Annotated in this window: 15 protein-coding genes and 1 pseudogene; 13 read left to right on the forward strand and 3 right to left on the reverse strand. The window is 39.1% G+C overall.

All coding sequences use genetic code 11. From position 1 onward, the window contains the following. The first annotated feature begins 241 nt into the window (after positions 1-241). From H1P_RS39000 to H1P_RS23040, 12 genes are all read left to right on the forward strand, one after another. Positions 242-1,828: a beta-propeller fold lactonase family protein gene (locus H1P_RS39000; RefSeq protein ID WP_144871738.1), complete on the forward strand. Its 1,587-nt coding sequence runs from the start codon at positions 242-244 to the stop codon at positions 1,826-1,828. Positions 1,829-2,022: 194 nt separating this feature from the next. After that, a complete protein-coding gene (grxC, locus tag H1P_RS22990) occupies positions 2,023-2,298 on the forward strand; it encodes a glutaredoxin 3 (protein ID WP_144871740.1) in 276 nt (91 codons plus the stop codon). 65 nt (positions 2,299-2,363) lie between these two features. Then, positions 2,364-3,128: a sirohydrochlorin chelatase gene (locus H1P_RS22995; protein ID WP_144871742.1), complete on the forward strand. Its 765-nt coding sequence runs from the start codon at positions 2,364-2,366 to the stop codon at positions 3,126-3,128. Then, positions 3,125-3,931, forward strand: a complete 807-nt coding sequence (gene cobA, locus H1P_RS23000; RefSeq protein ID WP_246141919.1) for a uroporphyrinogen-III C-methyltransferase — start codon at positions 3,125-3,127, stop codon at positions 3,929-3,931. Before H1P_RS22995 ends, cobA begins: the two co-directional genes overlap by 4 nt. A gap of 112 nt (positions 3,932-4,043) precedes the next feature. Beyond that, positions 4,044-4,784: a phosphoadenylyl-sulfate reductase gene (locus H1P_RS23005; protein ID WP_144871744.1), complete on the forward strand. Its 741-nt coding sequence runs from the start codon at positions 4,044-4,046 to the stop codon at positions 4,782-4,784. A gap of 288 nt (positions 4,785-5,072) precedes the next feature. Beyond that, complete coding sequence (locus H1P_RS23010) at positions 5,073-5,408, forward strand: hypothetical protein (RefSeq protein WP_144871746.1); 336 nt, start codon at positions 5,073-5,075, stop codon at positions 5,406-5,408. 16 nt (positions 5,409-5,424) lie between these two features. Further along, on the forward strand, positions 5,425-7,215 hold the full coding sequence (locus H1P_RS23015) for an SLC13 family permease (protein WP_144871748.1): 1,791 nt from the start codon (positions 5,425-5,427) through the stop codon (positions 7,213-7,215). Between the two features lie 87 nt (positions 7,216-7,302). Then, the gene (gene sat / locus H1P_RS23020) at positions 7,303-8,475 is read left to right on the forward strand and encodes a sulfate adenylyltransferase (protein ID WP_144871750.1); all 1,173 of its coding nucleotides are present in this window, start codon (positions 7,303-7,305) and stop codon (positions 8,473-8,475) included. Between the two features lie 44 nt (positions 8,476-8,519). Beyond that, the gene (locus H1P_RS23025) at positions 8,520-8,948 is read left to right on the forward strand and encodes a hypothetical protein (protein WP_144871752.1); all 429 of its coding nucleotides are present in this window, start codon (positions 8,520-8,522) and stop codon (positions 8,946-8,948) included. Positions 8,949-8,999: 51 nt separating this feature from the next. Further along, a complete protein-coding gene (locus H1P_RS23030; RefSeq protein WP_222427187.1) occupies positions 9,000-9,152 on the forward strand; it encodes an RHS repeat-associated core domain-containing protein in 153 nt (50 codons plus the stop codon). 32 nt (positions 9,153-9,184) lie between these two features. Next, the gene (locus H1P_RS23035; protein ID WP_144871754.1) at positions 9,185-9,934 is read left to right on the forward strand and encodes a DUF416 family protein; all 750 of its coding nucleotides are present in this window, start codon (positions 9,185-9,187) and stop codon (positions 9,932-9,934) included. A gap of 6 nt (positions 9,935-9,940) precedes the next feature. Further along, positions 9,941-10,309 (forward strand): HhH-GPD family protein, encoded by a 369-nt coding sequence (locus H1P_RS23040; protein WP_144871756.1) that lies wholly within the window; start codon positions 9,941-9,943, stop codon positions 10,307-10,309. Between the two features lie 73 nt (positions 10,310-10,382). On the opposite strand, the gene H1P_RS23045 is transcribed toward H1P_RS23040, so the two are convergent. The 3 genes from H1P_RS23045 to H1P_RS23055 all read right to left on the reverse strand — a co-directional run bounded on the left by H1P_RS23045 (position 10,383) and on the right by H1P_RS23055 (position 13,358). Further along, positions 10,383-10,643 carry a hypothetical protein gene (locus tag H1P_RS23045; protein WP_144871758.1) on the reverse strand — a complete coding sequence of 87 codons (261 nt, stop codon included), beginning with the start codon at positions 10,641-10,643 and terminating at the stop codon, positions 10,383-10,385. Positions 10,644-10,878: 235 nt separating this feature from the next. Continuing rightward, positions 10,879-11,730, reverse strand: a complete 852-nt coding sequence (locus tag H1P_RS23050; protein WP_144871760.1) for a hypothetical protein — start codon at positions 11,728-11,730, stop codon at positions 10,879-10,881. Between the two features lie 746 nt (positions 11,731-12,476). Continuing rightward, a complete protein-coding gene (locus tag H1P_RS23055; protein ID WP_144871762.1) occupies positions 12,477-13,358 on the reverse strand; it encodes an alpha/beta fold hydrolase in 882 nt (293 codons plus the stop codon). A gap of 349 nt (positions 13,359-13,707) precedes the next feature. Here H1P_RS23055 and H1P_RS23060 point away from each other — a divergent pair. Beyond that, positions 13,708-13,898 (forward strand): annotated as a pseudogene (locus H1P_RS23060) (S8 family peptidase); the annotation flags it as partial.

The raw sequence follows: 13,898 nt of genomic DNA on the forward strand, positions 1-13,898 counted from the left end.
ACACCAAATAATATATTAGTTCTTATTCTGTTTCTAAAATCGCTGTATTCTCTATCTCTTAAAGTGTGTAGACTAAATTGCTCAAAAAATCACGAAGAAATTAAATTTTTCTGCGGAATGTGAGTTTCAGGAAAAGTATCTCAGATTTCTGCCTCTTTCTTCCGAGCAAAAACTGCACAAGTAAAATCGTCCCGCAACTATTAACTCAGTGTAAGCACAAAGCAAACATCACTGAAAAAAGATGAGTCAGCATAATACAAGTACAGGAAGCGTCGTAATTGCCAATCGCAACTCTGGTAGTATCTCAATCTTAAACGAAGATACAGGAGAATTAATCCGTACTGTAGATTTGCCTTCTAGTGAAGGAGAATCCACTCCCGAACCCATGTATGTCTACAATCTAATCAGTACCAATGAAATTATCGTAGACGATCGCGCTAACAACCGCGTAGTATTCTTTGATAGCGAAACTTTTGAAGTAACTGGTACTGTCGAAACTGGGGCGGGTAATTTCCATATGTGGGCGAGTCCCCAAGAAGATCGAGTATGGGTGGTTAACGATCGAGATGATACTTTAACCGTTATCGATCCCCAAACTAAAACGGAAATTACTAGAGTTGAATTACCAGAAGAGGTTATTGGTGCAGACGCTTTACCCCATGATGTGATTATAGATCCTAGTGGGGATTTTGCTTATGTCACCGTTATTCGGGAAAATAACCCTGATTCTGACTTATTAGTCAAAATTGATGCGAGAGATTTTACCATTCTCGATACAGCGGATGTTGGTAAAGACCCCCACGTATCTTTATCACCTGAAAATAACTTACTTTATGTACCTGCTGCGGAGAGTGATAGAATCGAAGTCTTTGACAGAAGAGGTACGGAATTAGTTCAAGTTGACACCATCGAACAGCCAGGCGCACATGGTATTGAATTTACTGCCAATGGTAAATATATTTATACCACTAACTTACCTGGGGGCGGAGATAATGGCTTGTTTGCTATTGATAGTGTCAGTAATGAAATTGTCGGCGATCTTGATGGTGTAGATACTCCTTTTGCTGTTCCCCATAATGTTTGGTTAACAGGAGATGGCGAAAAGCTCTTTTTAACTCATTCTGGAGGAGAATCAAGTCAGGTTAGTTTTTATTCTCTAGAAGATCCCACTCTTCCCGTTCTAGAAGGTTCTACAGACGTGGAAGGCTTGAATCCCTTTGGTTTGGCTTACGCTGCACCAGATGTTGACGATTTAATAGTGGGAACGGAAAATCGAGATCGCTTAAGAGGTAGAGAAGGAAATGATTTTCTCTATGGTGAAGCAGGAAACGATCGCTTAATAGGCAATCGAGGCAATGATAAACTCTTTGGAGGAGAAGGCGCAGACCAATTACGAGGTAATGAAGGTGATGATGTGCTGATTGGTGGAGAAGGTAGAGATCTCTTAATTGGTAATCGAGGTGACGACTTACTAGTTGGTGTTAGCGTCGAATCCTTTACCCCTGGCGCAAACGAAATAGATTTTCTAATAGGTAATAGCGGTGCGGATACTTTTGTCTTAGGAGATGCGCTGGAAGTTTACTACGATGATGATAATGACCAAACTTTAGGCTTAAAAAACTTTGCCAATATTAGAGATTTCGATCTTCAAGAATCAGATGTAATTCGCCTTCATGGTAGTGCTGATGACTACAGCTTAGAGTCTTCAAGCTTAGGCACTTCTATTTTTTATGAAAGTGAAGGACAAAGCTCAGAATTAATCGGTGTCGTTGCTGGTGTCAACGATTTACAGCTTGACAGTGATGCTTTTGAATTTGCATCTGTTTAATTAGTCCCTTGGTAGTTTAAGGTGTGAAATTTTTAATAGTTAAGTTCTTAGCTTGGAGCTTCGGAGCTTCAAAGCTTGAAATTACTTATCAAAAGTTTCCCTAAAAGCAACGAACAACTAACCACGAACTACCAACAACGAACCCGATCTTTTTCACTTCAGACATTAAATCATAAACACTAAGGAAATCAATCATGAATGCAAAAGTAGAAATTTATACCTGGAGTCATTGTCCCTACAGCCAACGTGCTAAAGCATTATTAAACAAAAAAGAAGTCGAATTTATTGAGTATTGCATTGATGATGACGAAACAGCAAGAGAAAAAATGGCACAAAGAGCTAATGGAAGAAGAACAATGCCACAAATATTTATCAGCGATCGCCACATGGGAGGTTGCGACGATCTTCATCTTGTAGAAGAAATCGGGACTTTAGATGAACTACTCTACGAAAATCAACTAATCAATTAGATACATACGACTACATACAACCACAACCATGTAAGGGCGCAAAGCTTGCGCGGATACCTCCAACCATGAAACAACTCTATCCCTCCCCAACGGTCTTAACTTCTCCTGCTTACTTACTAATTACTCATGGAAGTGGGGATTATCGCTCTCAATTAGCTTTAGAACATCTCACTCGATTGATTAGGATGCAGATTGAAAGTCAGCCAGACGAAATATCTTATCCCATAGTCAATACAGCAACTTTAGAGTTTAATTCTGTACCTTTACACCAACAAATTTTACAGTTTGCTCAAGATGCGTTAGCCCTTGGTTCTCAAGAGTTGCAACTATTACCTTTATTCTTGTTACCAGGAGTTCATGTTACAGAAGATCTCCCCAGGGCGATCGCTATAGCTCAAACCCTGATCGGAAAAAAGATATCAATCACTCAGTTACCCTGTTTGGGAACAAATATCGATCTAGTCAAACTATGGCAAAATCGCTTAACCACAATTAAAGCCGATGCCAAAATTCTGATATCTCATGGTACAAGACGTTTAGACGGTAATCGGGTAGTAGAAGCCACAGCACAACAATTAGGTGCTTTAACCGCTTACTGTTCGGTATCACCATCCCTATATAATCGCGTCACCATGTTGGCAAAAGCTGGATGTAAAAGCATAGCAATCTTACCCCATGTTTTGTTTAAAGGTGCAATTACAGATGCCATTGCTTCTCAAGTCACCAAACTACAACAGCAGTTACCTCAAGTGGAATTAATTCTCGAACAACCCCTTGGTGCAACTGTGGATTTAGCCCAATTCATTGCAGACAGGATAAAACTAGCATGAACTACACTGTAGATACAGTTATGCCCCAATGTAGAGGAAAAGTATACCTAGTTGGTGCAGGACCAGGCGACCCAGGATTAATGACTGTCAAAGGTAAAACTCTCTTAGAATTTGCCGATGTGGTTATCTATGATGCTCTAGTCAGTCCCCAAATTTTGATGATGGTTAATCCTCAAGCTGAAAAAATCGATGCGGGAAAACGTCGGGGAAGACATTCTTTATTACAGGAAGAAACTAATCAATTATTAATCGCAAAAGCTCAAACCAATGCTGTAGTAGTCAGACTCAAAGGAGGCGATCCCTTTATTTTTGGTCGTGGTGGGGAAGAAGCGAGAGATCTGATTGCTGCGGGTGTCCCTGTAGAAATAGTACCTGGTATCACTTCAGGAATTGCAGCCCCCGCTTATGCAGGTATTCCTCTGACCCATCGCAACTATAGCTCTTCGGTAACATTTGTCACTGGTCACGAAATGGCGGGCAAATATCGTCCCCAAGTAAATTGGCAAGCGATAGCGAGTAGTGCTGAAACTATTGTGATTTATATGGGAGTACATAATCTTTCCTATATCGTGACGCAATTACAAGAAGCAGGCTTACCAGAAGATACACCCATAGCTTTAATTCGTTGGGGAACTAGACCAGACCAAGAACAGCTTATCGGCAGTTTAAATAATATTGTCGAGCAAGTAACAGCTACTCAATTTCAGACACCAGCGATCGCAATTATCGGGAATGTCGTTCAATTGCATTCTCTTTTAGCCCCTTGTAGTCCACAACTTCTTGATGTTGTGCATCAGAAGTAGCCAGTCAAGGATGAAAGATGAGAAAATTTTTTCAGGAAATAGGAACTGGAAAAAATTAGCCACGAGCCACGAGCCACTAACAACAAAGTCACCAACAACTAACAAATTCATCATGATTTTATCAGTACCAGAAACCAAAATCGATTCAATTCAAGCCGAATATGCTCATAAAAGTCCCCAGCAGATTCTCAGATATGCTCTTTCTCAATTTGATAATATAGCTATTTCTTTTAGTGGAGCAGAAGACGTAGTTCTGATCGATATGGCTGCTAAAATAACCAAAAACGTTAAAGTCTTTTCTCTTGATACGGGAAGATTACACCCTGAAACCTATCAATTTTTAAATCGGGTTCGCGAACATTACAATCTCGATCTAGAAATTCTCTTTCCTGATGCTCAACAAGTCCAAAAATTAGTACAAGAGAAAGGTTTATTCAGCTTTTATCAAGATGGTCATAAAGAATGCTGTGGTATCAGAAAAGTTATGCCTCTGCGTCGTAAGCTAGTAACTCTAGATGCTTGGATTACAGGACAACGTAGAGATCAAAGTCCTGATACTCGTGCCGAAATTCCTGTAATTCAGAACGATGTCGCCTTTTCTACTCAAGAACGTAACTTGGTTAAATTTAATCCTTTGGCTAACTGGAGTTCGGAAAAAGTTTGGAAATATATCCGTTACCATGATGTTCCTTACAACCAACTTCACGAACAAGGCTTTATTAGTATTGGTTGCCAACCCTGTACTAAACCCGTGTTACCCAACCAGCATGAGCGAGAAGGACGTTGGTGGTGGGAAAACTCTGGTAGTAAAGAATGCGGTTTGCATACAACATCAGTATCAAGTATCAAGTAGCTCTTCGGGTTTAGCACTTCTTACGAAAGCTGCTCATGGGGAAAGCCCAGTCCAAGAACGCACTTTCGCGCTTTTCTCAAGTCGGGTAACCCACGATAGCGAAAGTGCTTCACAAGTAGTAGTTTTTAAAATGTTCTAGCTTGCATACGTAGTGCTATAGCTTGTTGTTGATGGCTTTTTTGAATGAATACAACAAATAAAGTCATCAAAGCCTAAAACGATACCACCATAAGGCAATATCCCAACCTTTAATCAGCAATTATCAATCTCTATAAGTAGAAATTAGCGATGAAAGTTACCATAGTCAAAAAAATCACAACAGATGGCAATTTATGCCGTAAATCAGCCGATGTTTGGGAGAGACTCCAAAAAGAGCGATTACTAGGTTACATAGATCGCATCATCTTTGCCCATGAAACTAAACCTAATAGTGAGGGTCTAATCTTAGCAGCAAAGCATCAAGTAGAACGCGCTCCCTTTTTTATTGTCCAACAAGACGATAACTCTACCCAAGTTTACACTTCTTATGCTCGTTTTCTTTCAGAAGCACTCGATCGCCAAGTAGCGGAAAAGGAAGAAATTGCTGAAATAATGGCTTCTTCTGCTGATTTAGACTTTATTTAGAATTGGTTAGAAAATCATGGAAATTTTACTAACTATCGCTATTGTTTTACTGGCTCTGATGTGTTTTATCGGCGAATGGTTACCAGTAGATGTGACGGCTTTAGCGTTAATGGTGTCACTCATGACACTGGGCTTAGTTACTCCAGAAGAAGGAATTTCTGGTTTTAGCAACTCAGCAACAATGACTGTGATGGCAATGTTTATTCTTAGTGCTGGGATTGCTCGTACTGGCGTAATTCAAGTTCTTAGTAATTTACTAATCAATTGGGGTGGCAAACACACTACTAGACAAATTTTTACGATGGGGATAATTCTAGCACCTATTACCGCTTTTATTAACAATACCGCCGTAGTAGCCGTTTTTTTGCCTGTAGTAGAGGAGTGGTGTAAAAAACAAGGAATGTCAGTCTCAAAATTGCTAATTCCTTTGTCTTATATCACTATTTTAGGGGGGACGATTACTCTTCTTGGGACATCAACTAATGTCTTAGCTAGTGGTTTGTCGGAACAGTTAGGCTATGGTGCTTTTAGTATCTTTGAGTTTACCCAATTGGGTTTAATTACAGCAGTAGCAGGTTTGGTTTATTTAATAGTGGTTGCACCTCGATTATTACCTAAGCGCAGAAAGCCTAATAGCGATTTAGTCGGTCAAGATTATCAACTGAAAGATTATGTTTTTGAAATGGTACTGGAAGCTTGTCCCTACTTAATAAATAAGACTCTATCGGATAGTCAATTGCAAAGACAGTTTGATGTGGATGTTTTAGAACTGATTCGTAATAACTATCATTTCCCGCAACCTTTAGGGGACAAGATTTTACAAGAAGGGGATATCTTATTAGTCAGAGGTAGTTGTGAGGAGTTGTTTAAAGTAAAAAGAGAAAGATGCGTTAATATCTTACCCGAAGTAGAGTTAAGCGATCGCTCGTTAGAAGCAACTCTGACAACCGATGAAGAGGGTATTATGGAAGTTTTGATTCTTTCTAATTCCCATCTAGTTGGTTTTACTCTCAAGGAATTACACTTTCGACAACGCTATAATGCTACAGTTTTAGCTATCCGCCGTGGAGAAGAATTGATTCGGACTAGGTTGAGTAATGTTCCTTTACGTTTTGGGGATATTCTCTTACTTCAAGGTCCCAAACAAAGTTTAATAGGAATGCAAATGCACCGTGGTTTACTCGCCATCGAACAAAAAGAGATTGCACCTATTAGACCAGAAAAAGCCATAATAGCAATTTCTATTGGTTTAGGAGTAGTTTTACTAGCTGCATTTAATGTCTTTCCTATCGTAGTCAGTGCTTTGATTGGTGTAGTTTTGATGGTGATTACTGGCTGTCTCAAACCAGCAGAGCTATATCAAGCCGTTCGTTGGGATATTATCTTTTTGTTGGCGAGTTTAATTCCTTTAGGGATAGCCATGAAAAACTCTGGTACGACTCATTTGTTAGCGGATAATCTAGTTTTATTAGGAACGTATATTCCTGCTTATTGGTTGTTAACCTTTTTCTTTGTCATCACGGCTTTGACTACAGAAGTTTTGTCTAATAGTGCTGCGGTAGTCTTACTGTTACCCATTGCTGCGGAAGTGGCTGATATGTTGCAACTCAATCCTTTTGCTTTTATCTTAGCCGTTACTTTCGCTGCTTCTAATAGCTTTATGACTCCTTTGGGCTATCAAACTAACACGATGGTCTACGGTGCTGGTGGCTACAAATTTACTGACTTTTTGCGAGTCGGTGCGCCTTTAACTTTGTTAATGAGTCTGATTGTTCCTCCATTGATTATCCGTCTGTATGGCTTGTGATCGGTTATCAATAGAAGCAACTCGCCAATCGCTTCTACTCTTAAATTTTCAATTTCAACTTTATTTTGTACACAGGAAACAAAAATCATGAATACAACTACAACTCTCATTGCACCTCATGGTGGTAAATTAATCGATTGTTACTTAAACGAAAGAGATCGCCCTCAGACTTTAGCCCATGCTCAAACTTTACCCCGTTTGCTACTTTCCCCCCGCAATCTGGCGGATCTTGAATGTCTTGCTACGGGTGTTTACAGTCCTCTCAATGGTTTTGTTGATCAAACAGAATATTACAGTATCTTGAACGAGATGCGTTTGACTAATGGCTTAGCTTGGAGTATCCCGATTACTCTACAAATACCAGAATCAGCAGCTTCACAATATCAACTCGATCGTGAAATCGCTCTGGTTCATCCCCACGGCGATATCTTAGCGGTCATGACTGTTACCAGCAAGTTTAAACCCGATCGCGACCTCGAAGCACAAAAAGTCTATTTAACTACCGATGAGGCTCATCCAGGGGTCAAAGCAATGAAAGCTGAAGGAGAAGTTTATTTAGGAGGTGCGATCTTTTTAATCCAAGATGTTCCCTATTCCGACTTTGCTAGCTATCGACTGACTCCTATGGCTACTCGTACCGAATTTACTCGCCGTCAATGGCTTAATGTCGTGGCTTTTCAAACCCGCAACCCGATTCATCGCGCCCATGAATATATCACCAAAATAGCGATGGAAATAGTTGACGGATTATTTATCAATCCTTTGGTCGGTCAAACTAAATCCGACGATATTCCTGCCAATGTGCGGATGCAATGCTATCAAACTTTAATCAAAAACTATTACCCCCAGGATCGTACTGTGTTGGGTGTCTTTCCTGCTGCGATGCGTTATGCTGGCCCTAGAGAAGCTATCCTGCACGCGATTGCTCGTCAGAATTACGGTTGTACTCATTTTATTGTGGGTCGAGATCATGCTGGAGTCGGCGATTATTACGGTACTTATGATGCTCAACATATTTTTGAGCAATTTACACCAAATGAGCTGACTATCCAACCCATAAAATTTGAACACGCTTTTTACTGTAGACGTACCGCAGGAATGGCTACGGCGAAGACTAGTCCTAGTACTCCAGAAGAAAGAATCCACCTTTCTGGTACTAAAGTTCGCACAATGCTCCGCAATGGTCAAACTCCCCCTGCCGAATTTACTCGCCCAGAAATTGCCGAAATTTTAGTGACAGCCATGAGTCAAAATAGGTAATCGGGATACTTAAAATTATGCCACTTATCTGATTCTGATAAAAATTGGCACAAACGGAAATTACGGTAAACGTAGTTGCACTAGAAGCAATTGAAACCGAAACTTTGCGTAAAAACTATCCTTTTGGAAGTCAGGCGGAAACCGAATACCTCCGCAAAATCTCTCCACAGGGTTTTGGATGCGTCCCCCGAATTCGATTCGGGGGCTTGTCAGGTGCTTCAACCCAGAGAGACATTATCCGTCGCTACGGGGATTTGGTGGGAACTCAACTAATTGCCGAAACCGATTATACTTTCGATTTGAATGGACGCTTAACCGATTTAGATACTAGTAACAGTTTTGGGGCGATCAGCGAAGCTGGCGCGTCCGCGATCGCATTTTATGATTATAGCTACGATATTAACAATCGCATTACAGAGTTGCAACAAGCGAAGGAGTATCTATCTATAACTATGACGATACAGACCAACTGACGGAAGCAGACCACGATTATCAGGTTGATGAAAAATATACCTATGACGATAATGGTAACAGAACTAATCCTGGTTATAGTACTGGGATATTACGACTCGATGACGGGAAGGTTTATCAATGAAGATTTGATTGGTATGAATAGTGGGGATACCAATCTGTATGCTTATGTGGGTAATTCTCCTACTCTATATACAGTAGTATAGTTGAAACTCTTACATGAATATAAAGAAAAATCATGAAACTGAAATATAGTGATGAAGGTTCGGATATTGACCTTATAGTTTCCGAAATCAAGAAAAATCCTTTAGCACATCAAATTGCTTTTGCTGCAAGCATTTGTGAGAGATTGCTGCCAAACTATCGTATTTTTGCCCGTGAAACAAATTGGAAAACCTATCCTGTTTTAAGACAAGCTTTGGATGAAGTTTGGTCGATCTTACGAGATAATTCAATAGATTCAATAGATTCAATCAGATTCAATAAATTATTAACTGATTGTGACAATGTTGTTCCTCACACTCATGATAGTAGTTCTGCCTATAACCATGAAGCACAGATTGCTGCTACTTGTGTTTGTTATTTAATAGAAATGTGTCTCCAAAAAGAGCCAGTTTGGGAAACTATATCGAGTAAACAAACAAAAAAACTTGAGTTTCAAAGCCTAATTAAAAGTTTTATAGGAAAAAATGGGATAGTCCCTTTAAAAAGATTAATTTATAATACTTATGATAGCTTTTATCAATATATTGATTGGCAAATGAGTGAAGCTGAAGAAAAAATCTATGAAGATTGGAGTCAAAAAACATGGGAAGAGCGCAAACAAACTCTGATCGATCATCCTTTAACAGTTAGAGAAATGAAAAAAGAAAATGAGGATTTACAACTATTAAAAGAAACACCAAAACTTACTCCTGAATTTGTTCGACAGTTTCGCAATTCTGCCCTTGAATATACTAATGGTAAGAGTCTGTTTGATTTAGGCTAAATTGAGATGATATTAACCTACGATACAACGCTTAAAACAAAAAAACAAGTTACTTTTATTCCACAAGAAAAAATTGACTGGTTTCAAGCAATATGCTCTCAAGCATTCGGACAGCCAGCAGTTGTTTTAGATACTAATGTAGCTCGCATTATAGAACGTTTCTTTGGAATTGAAGGAGAACGAGTCAAGTCTCGCTGTAAAATTCTTTGGCAAGCAGCAGAAACAGTCGCCCCAGATACTCAAGTTGGACTTTGGAATTTAACGCTGTTAGACTTTGGAGCTAAAGTGTGTACTGCCAGAAATCCAAGATGTTCTGAATGTCCGATTCCAGAAAGATGCAATTGGTATAAGTCTATCCTCAACGCTAATAAGTAAAACGCTTTATGAAACCAATCCTAGAGTTCAATGAACTAGCAATAATCCTCTTTTAAGATTGATAAGAATGTTACTAACATAAAGGTTGTAATCGAACCAATAAATCGGGCGCATCAGTCAGTAATTTAGAAGTTAATTGGACTATATCTCGATCGACAACCTTAATTTGCTTGGTATTAGTTAAAATAGAAGACCATTCATCCCAAATCAGCAAGCTATCATTATATTCTTCAAATTGCTCTGGATGGGGCAAACTTAGAGGATGAGTCCGCAATAATTTTTGTTTTAAAGCTTCGGTGCGAGAACCCAAATAACCGAACACGTAACCGCCCAAAGAGATCGCTGCTGCAATCTCTTTCTTGCGATTGGAAGAAGCATCATTTACTTTATGAATCTGATTAACTAAATTAGAAGAGCGAGATCGCCTGATACAATCACCGAAGGTAAATCGAGCATTAATGAAGATCGTTCGATCTCTACATTCAATAGCTATCTCATCTTAAACTGCCTGGATGATAACAGTTAAGATAATAATTTTTCGGTTTCTAGGTACTTTTCTTGAAATAAAGTTAACTATCCCAAGCATATCGACCAACACTGGTTCTTACCCAACCTTGTTTACCCGCGCCCTTGCTCAAACAAGTACTGAAGCTAGCCTGAGCTTTTTTCCTGTTGCTAGCATCTAATCCATCTGGATAAAAATAATGTACGACATCTGCGGCGGTGACTACTTCGGGGCTGCGTTCTTTCAGGTAAGCTCTCACAGCAATGCCTATAGTATCGTACTGGTCAAGTTTTTGTGATACAGGCAAATTAGAAGAGGATTTGGCTACTTTTTTGTCCCTAGTAGTAGTTTTTTCCTTGGTTGTTTTGGCAACTTGCTTTGATTTAGTGCTGTTATTTTTAACTGTTTTTATAGCCTTAGTGTTGCTAGCTGTAGTTTCAGTCTTGGTTTTTGGTAGTTCTGGAGTATCTGAAGTAGCTGATTCGGGATGTTTGACACCAATAGCAATCTTTTCTTCTGCTTGATTGGGTACTTTTTTTTCTAGTTTGGTAGTTACTAGTTGGGACTCTTCTTCTTTTGGCTGCTGACCGTTACCGTTAATCCCTGATTCTAAAGGTGAAGTTTGGTCTGCTATTTCTTCAGTAGTAGTTGTCGGGTTGAGAATCGTATCGGCTATTTTTTGGGAATGAGCGGTCAGGGGAGATAGAATAGCTTCGATGCTGGCAAGTTGAGTCTCGGCCACTTTGGCTTCAGAGATATGCTGCTCCAATAATTGCTGGTAGCGGTCTACTAAAGAGCGATGATAAAAGGCTAATTCTTGATAATACTGAACTAATTTGCTAAGAGCTTCCTTAGCTACTACTGGGGGATTCGGGGGTTGAGGAAGCTGTGTGGGAGAAGATTCTATAGTTACCATGAGTTCAATTAGTTCAGTACTTGCGCTTGCTGCTACATAACATCAAATTTGCTGTTTTCTTTGGTAGCAGTCCTTAACATTCTATTAAACTTTGACTTGAGTGACTACAAAAAAAAGAATTCGATCTATGGCACCATTAGTTTTTGATTAAATAGTTCATTATTTTATTAATCAATCGATTCTTTTCGATTCGGTCTAAACGTCCGTTACTTATACTACGGAAAATCTTAAAATGAATTATCTAATGTTTTACTGAGGCAATCACTATTACTTTTAAGTTGCTTGTCTAATATGGTTAAGTTAGTGTGTTATGGCGAATACTAAGTTAAGAACATCTATGTCGTTACTAGGTAGCGAACCTAACAAAAGCTTGATTTTTTGGTTAATAGCGATCTTGAAAAAATTCGCTTTGCTGTGCGCTAAATTAATAGTATCAGTATGATTTTAAATTGAGCTTATAGGTAATATTAAAAGTTCCAGGAAAGCAAATTGTTACAATTCTACATGATTGAACGAGCAAACACATCCCGCCTCCCACTCAAGAAGTAGCGACAAAAACTATGCTGTTTCGCGTATTCTCTTAATAGTTTCAGATAGCCAAATATCCTTATCCTGCCGTACTTTTTCATTCTCACTTTCAACAAATAGATTAAAGCAACTATATAGCGATCGCTATATAGAATATAGGTAAAACCATCAAAGTAATTGCAACATATTTTTGTACTATATAAATTTTCAATCGCAATCTAACAAAAGCTTAAAATTTCCTGTGCCGTCAATTGTGCTTTTTCCAAATGAGGAACATGACCACAATTTTCAATCCAGACTAATTTATTATGAGGAATTAATTTAGCAAACTTACCCGCATCTTTGATTCCTAGAATTTGGTCTTTTCTTCCCCACAAAATTAAGGTTTCTTGGGTAATATTTCTTATTTCTTGAGCAAAAGAGCCATAACCACCACTTTTAGTAAACGCAATCAAAGCTTGATTCCAATTAGAGCATTTTAAGTGTAATGCTGCACAAGTTTGAGCATCTAAGCTATTAAAAGTTTTATCGTAATAGGCTGCTTTACTAATATTTTGTCTGACTTTAGGGTTGCGTAAAAATTCTGTAGCCCAATAGTCTAAGGGAGGAAACATAAACTTACCCACAATCGGTTGTTTGGCTAACCCTGCACTATCTAGCAATACTAATTTTTCTACTGCTTCAGGATAGCTAAGGGAAAAGTCAATAGCTGCTGCGCCCCCCATAGAAGCACCCACTAGAATAACAGGTTGCCGAATACAGCTTTTCCAAAAGTAATGTAAATGGGTTTTAATTTCTTCTGCACCATAAGGTATCTGAGAAATGCGATCGCTGAATCCAAAGCCCAAAAGATCCACTGCCCAAGTTTCCTGTTGTGCTGCAAGTAATGGTATCAACCGACGAAACTCTAACAAAGAGCTATCAAAGCCGTGGAGTAATATAATAGGTGTCCCCCCGCTTCCTTGTTTGACATAGGCAGTATTAATAGCTTCTGGAGTTAAAGAGGTTTGAAGAGGAGTAATTTGGATTTGTTTGGCTAAAGCGATCGAAGTATCTTCAGTTAGTTGATTGGCTTCTAAGGGAATATATTCAGGGAACATTATTTATTATTATTATTTGTTGTTGGTTATGAAAAAAATGTGTCTGGGTGTAGCTTTGTAATAGCGAAAAATCTCGCACCTGTTTTCAACGCTTCGGAGGCAACGTCTATAGGATTGTTAACGGTTGTTGGTGAGACTACCTTTGCCACAGAACCCAATTTCTCAAGAACGAGTGGTACTTAATCTGACCATATCGAGAAAAGAGACAAGATGTCCAGAATTTGCAAGATTTTTTCCCACACCCAACTTTAATATTGACGAAGTGAAGGCAAGCTCCAGAGTTTTAGGGTGGAGTAGTTTTCAATTAAACCGTTAATAGACAGTGTTATCAATCAACGGAGGAAAAAAGATGGTAGGAAGTGTAACTACACAAGGCGATAGTGCTATGCAATCGGATCTAACTCGTTTGTTATCTGGTGTGGATGGCTCGGGCATTAAGGTGGGTATCATTAGCGATAGTTTTGATAATGCTGATTCACCAGGAAACACAGTTCAGCAAGATGTCAAAAGTGGAGAGTTACCACTCACGGTTCGCTTAAA

Source organism: Hyella patelloides LEGE 07179, from assembly GCF_900659865.1.
In the GTDB taxonomy this organism is placed as follows: domain Bacteria; phylum Cyanobacteriota; class Cyanobacteriia; order Cyanobacteriales; family Xenococcaceae; genus Hyella; species Hyella patelloides.

What these genes read in the sequence shown, in the direction of transcription:
- H1P_RS23015 (WP_144871748.1), top strand. Translation starts at nt 5,425, where the DNA reads ATGGAAATTTTACTAACTATCGCTATTGTTTTACTGGCTCTGATGTGT.
- H1P_RS23040 (WP_144871756.1), top strand. Translation starts at nt 9,941, where the DNA reads ATGATATTAACCTACGATACAACGCTTAAAACAAAAAAACAAGTTACT.
- H1P_RS23030 (WP_222427187.1), top strand. Translation starts at nt 9,000, where the DNA reads ATGGTAACAGAACTAATCCTGGTTATAGTACTGGGATATTACGACTCG.
- H1P_RS23055 (WP_144871762.1), bottom strand. Translation starts at nt 13,358, where the DNA reads ATGTTCCCTGAATATATTCCCTTAGAAGCCAATCAACTAACTGAAGAT.
- grxC (WP_144871740.1), top strand. Translation starts at nt 2,023, where the DNA reads ATGAATGCAAAAGTAGAAATTTATACCTGGAGTCATTGTCCCTACAGC.
- cobA (WP_246141919.1), top strand. Translation starts at nt 3,125, where the DNA reads ATGAACTACACTGTAGATACAGTTATGCCCCAATGTAGAGGAAAAGTA.
- H1P_RS23035 (WP_144871754.1), top strand. Translation starts at nt 9,185, where the DNA reads ATGAAACTGAAATATAGTGATGAAGGTTCGGATATTGACCTTATAGTT.
- H1P_RS39000 (WP_144871738.1), top strand. Translation starts at nt 242, where the DNA reads ATGAGTCAGCATAATACAAGTACAGGAAGCGTCGTAATTGCCAATCGC.
- H1P_RS23050 (WP_144871760.1), bottom strand. Translation starts at nt 11,730, where the DNA reads ATGGTAACTATAGAATCTTCTCCCACACAGCTTCCTCAACCCCCGAAT.
- sat (WP_144871750.1), top strand. Translation starts at nt 7,303, where the DNA reads ATGAATACAACTACAACTCTCATTGCACCTCATGGTGGTAAATTAATC.
- H1P_RS23005 (WP_144871744.1), top strand. Translation starts at nt 4,044, where the DNA reads ATGATTTTATCAGTACCAGAAACCAAAATCGATTCAATTCAAGCCGAA.
- H1P_RS23010 (WP_144871746.1), top strand. Translation starts at nt 5,073, where the DNA reads ATGAAAGTTACCATAGTCAAAAAAATCACAACAGATGGCAATTTATGC.
- H1P_RS22995 (WP_144871742.1), top strand. Translation starts at nt 2,364, where the DNA reads ATGAAACAACTCTATCCCTCCCCAACGGTCTTAACTTCTCCTGCTTAC.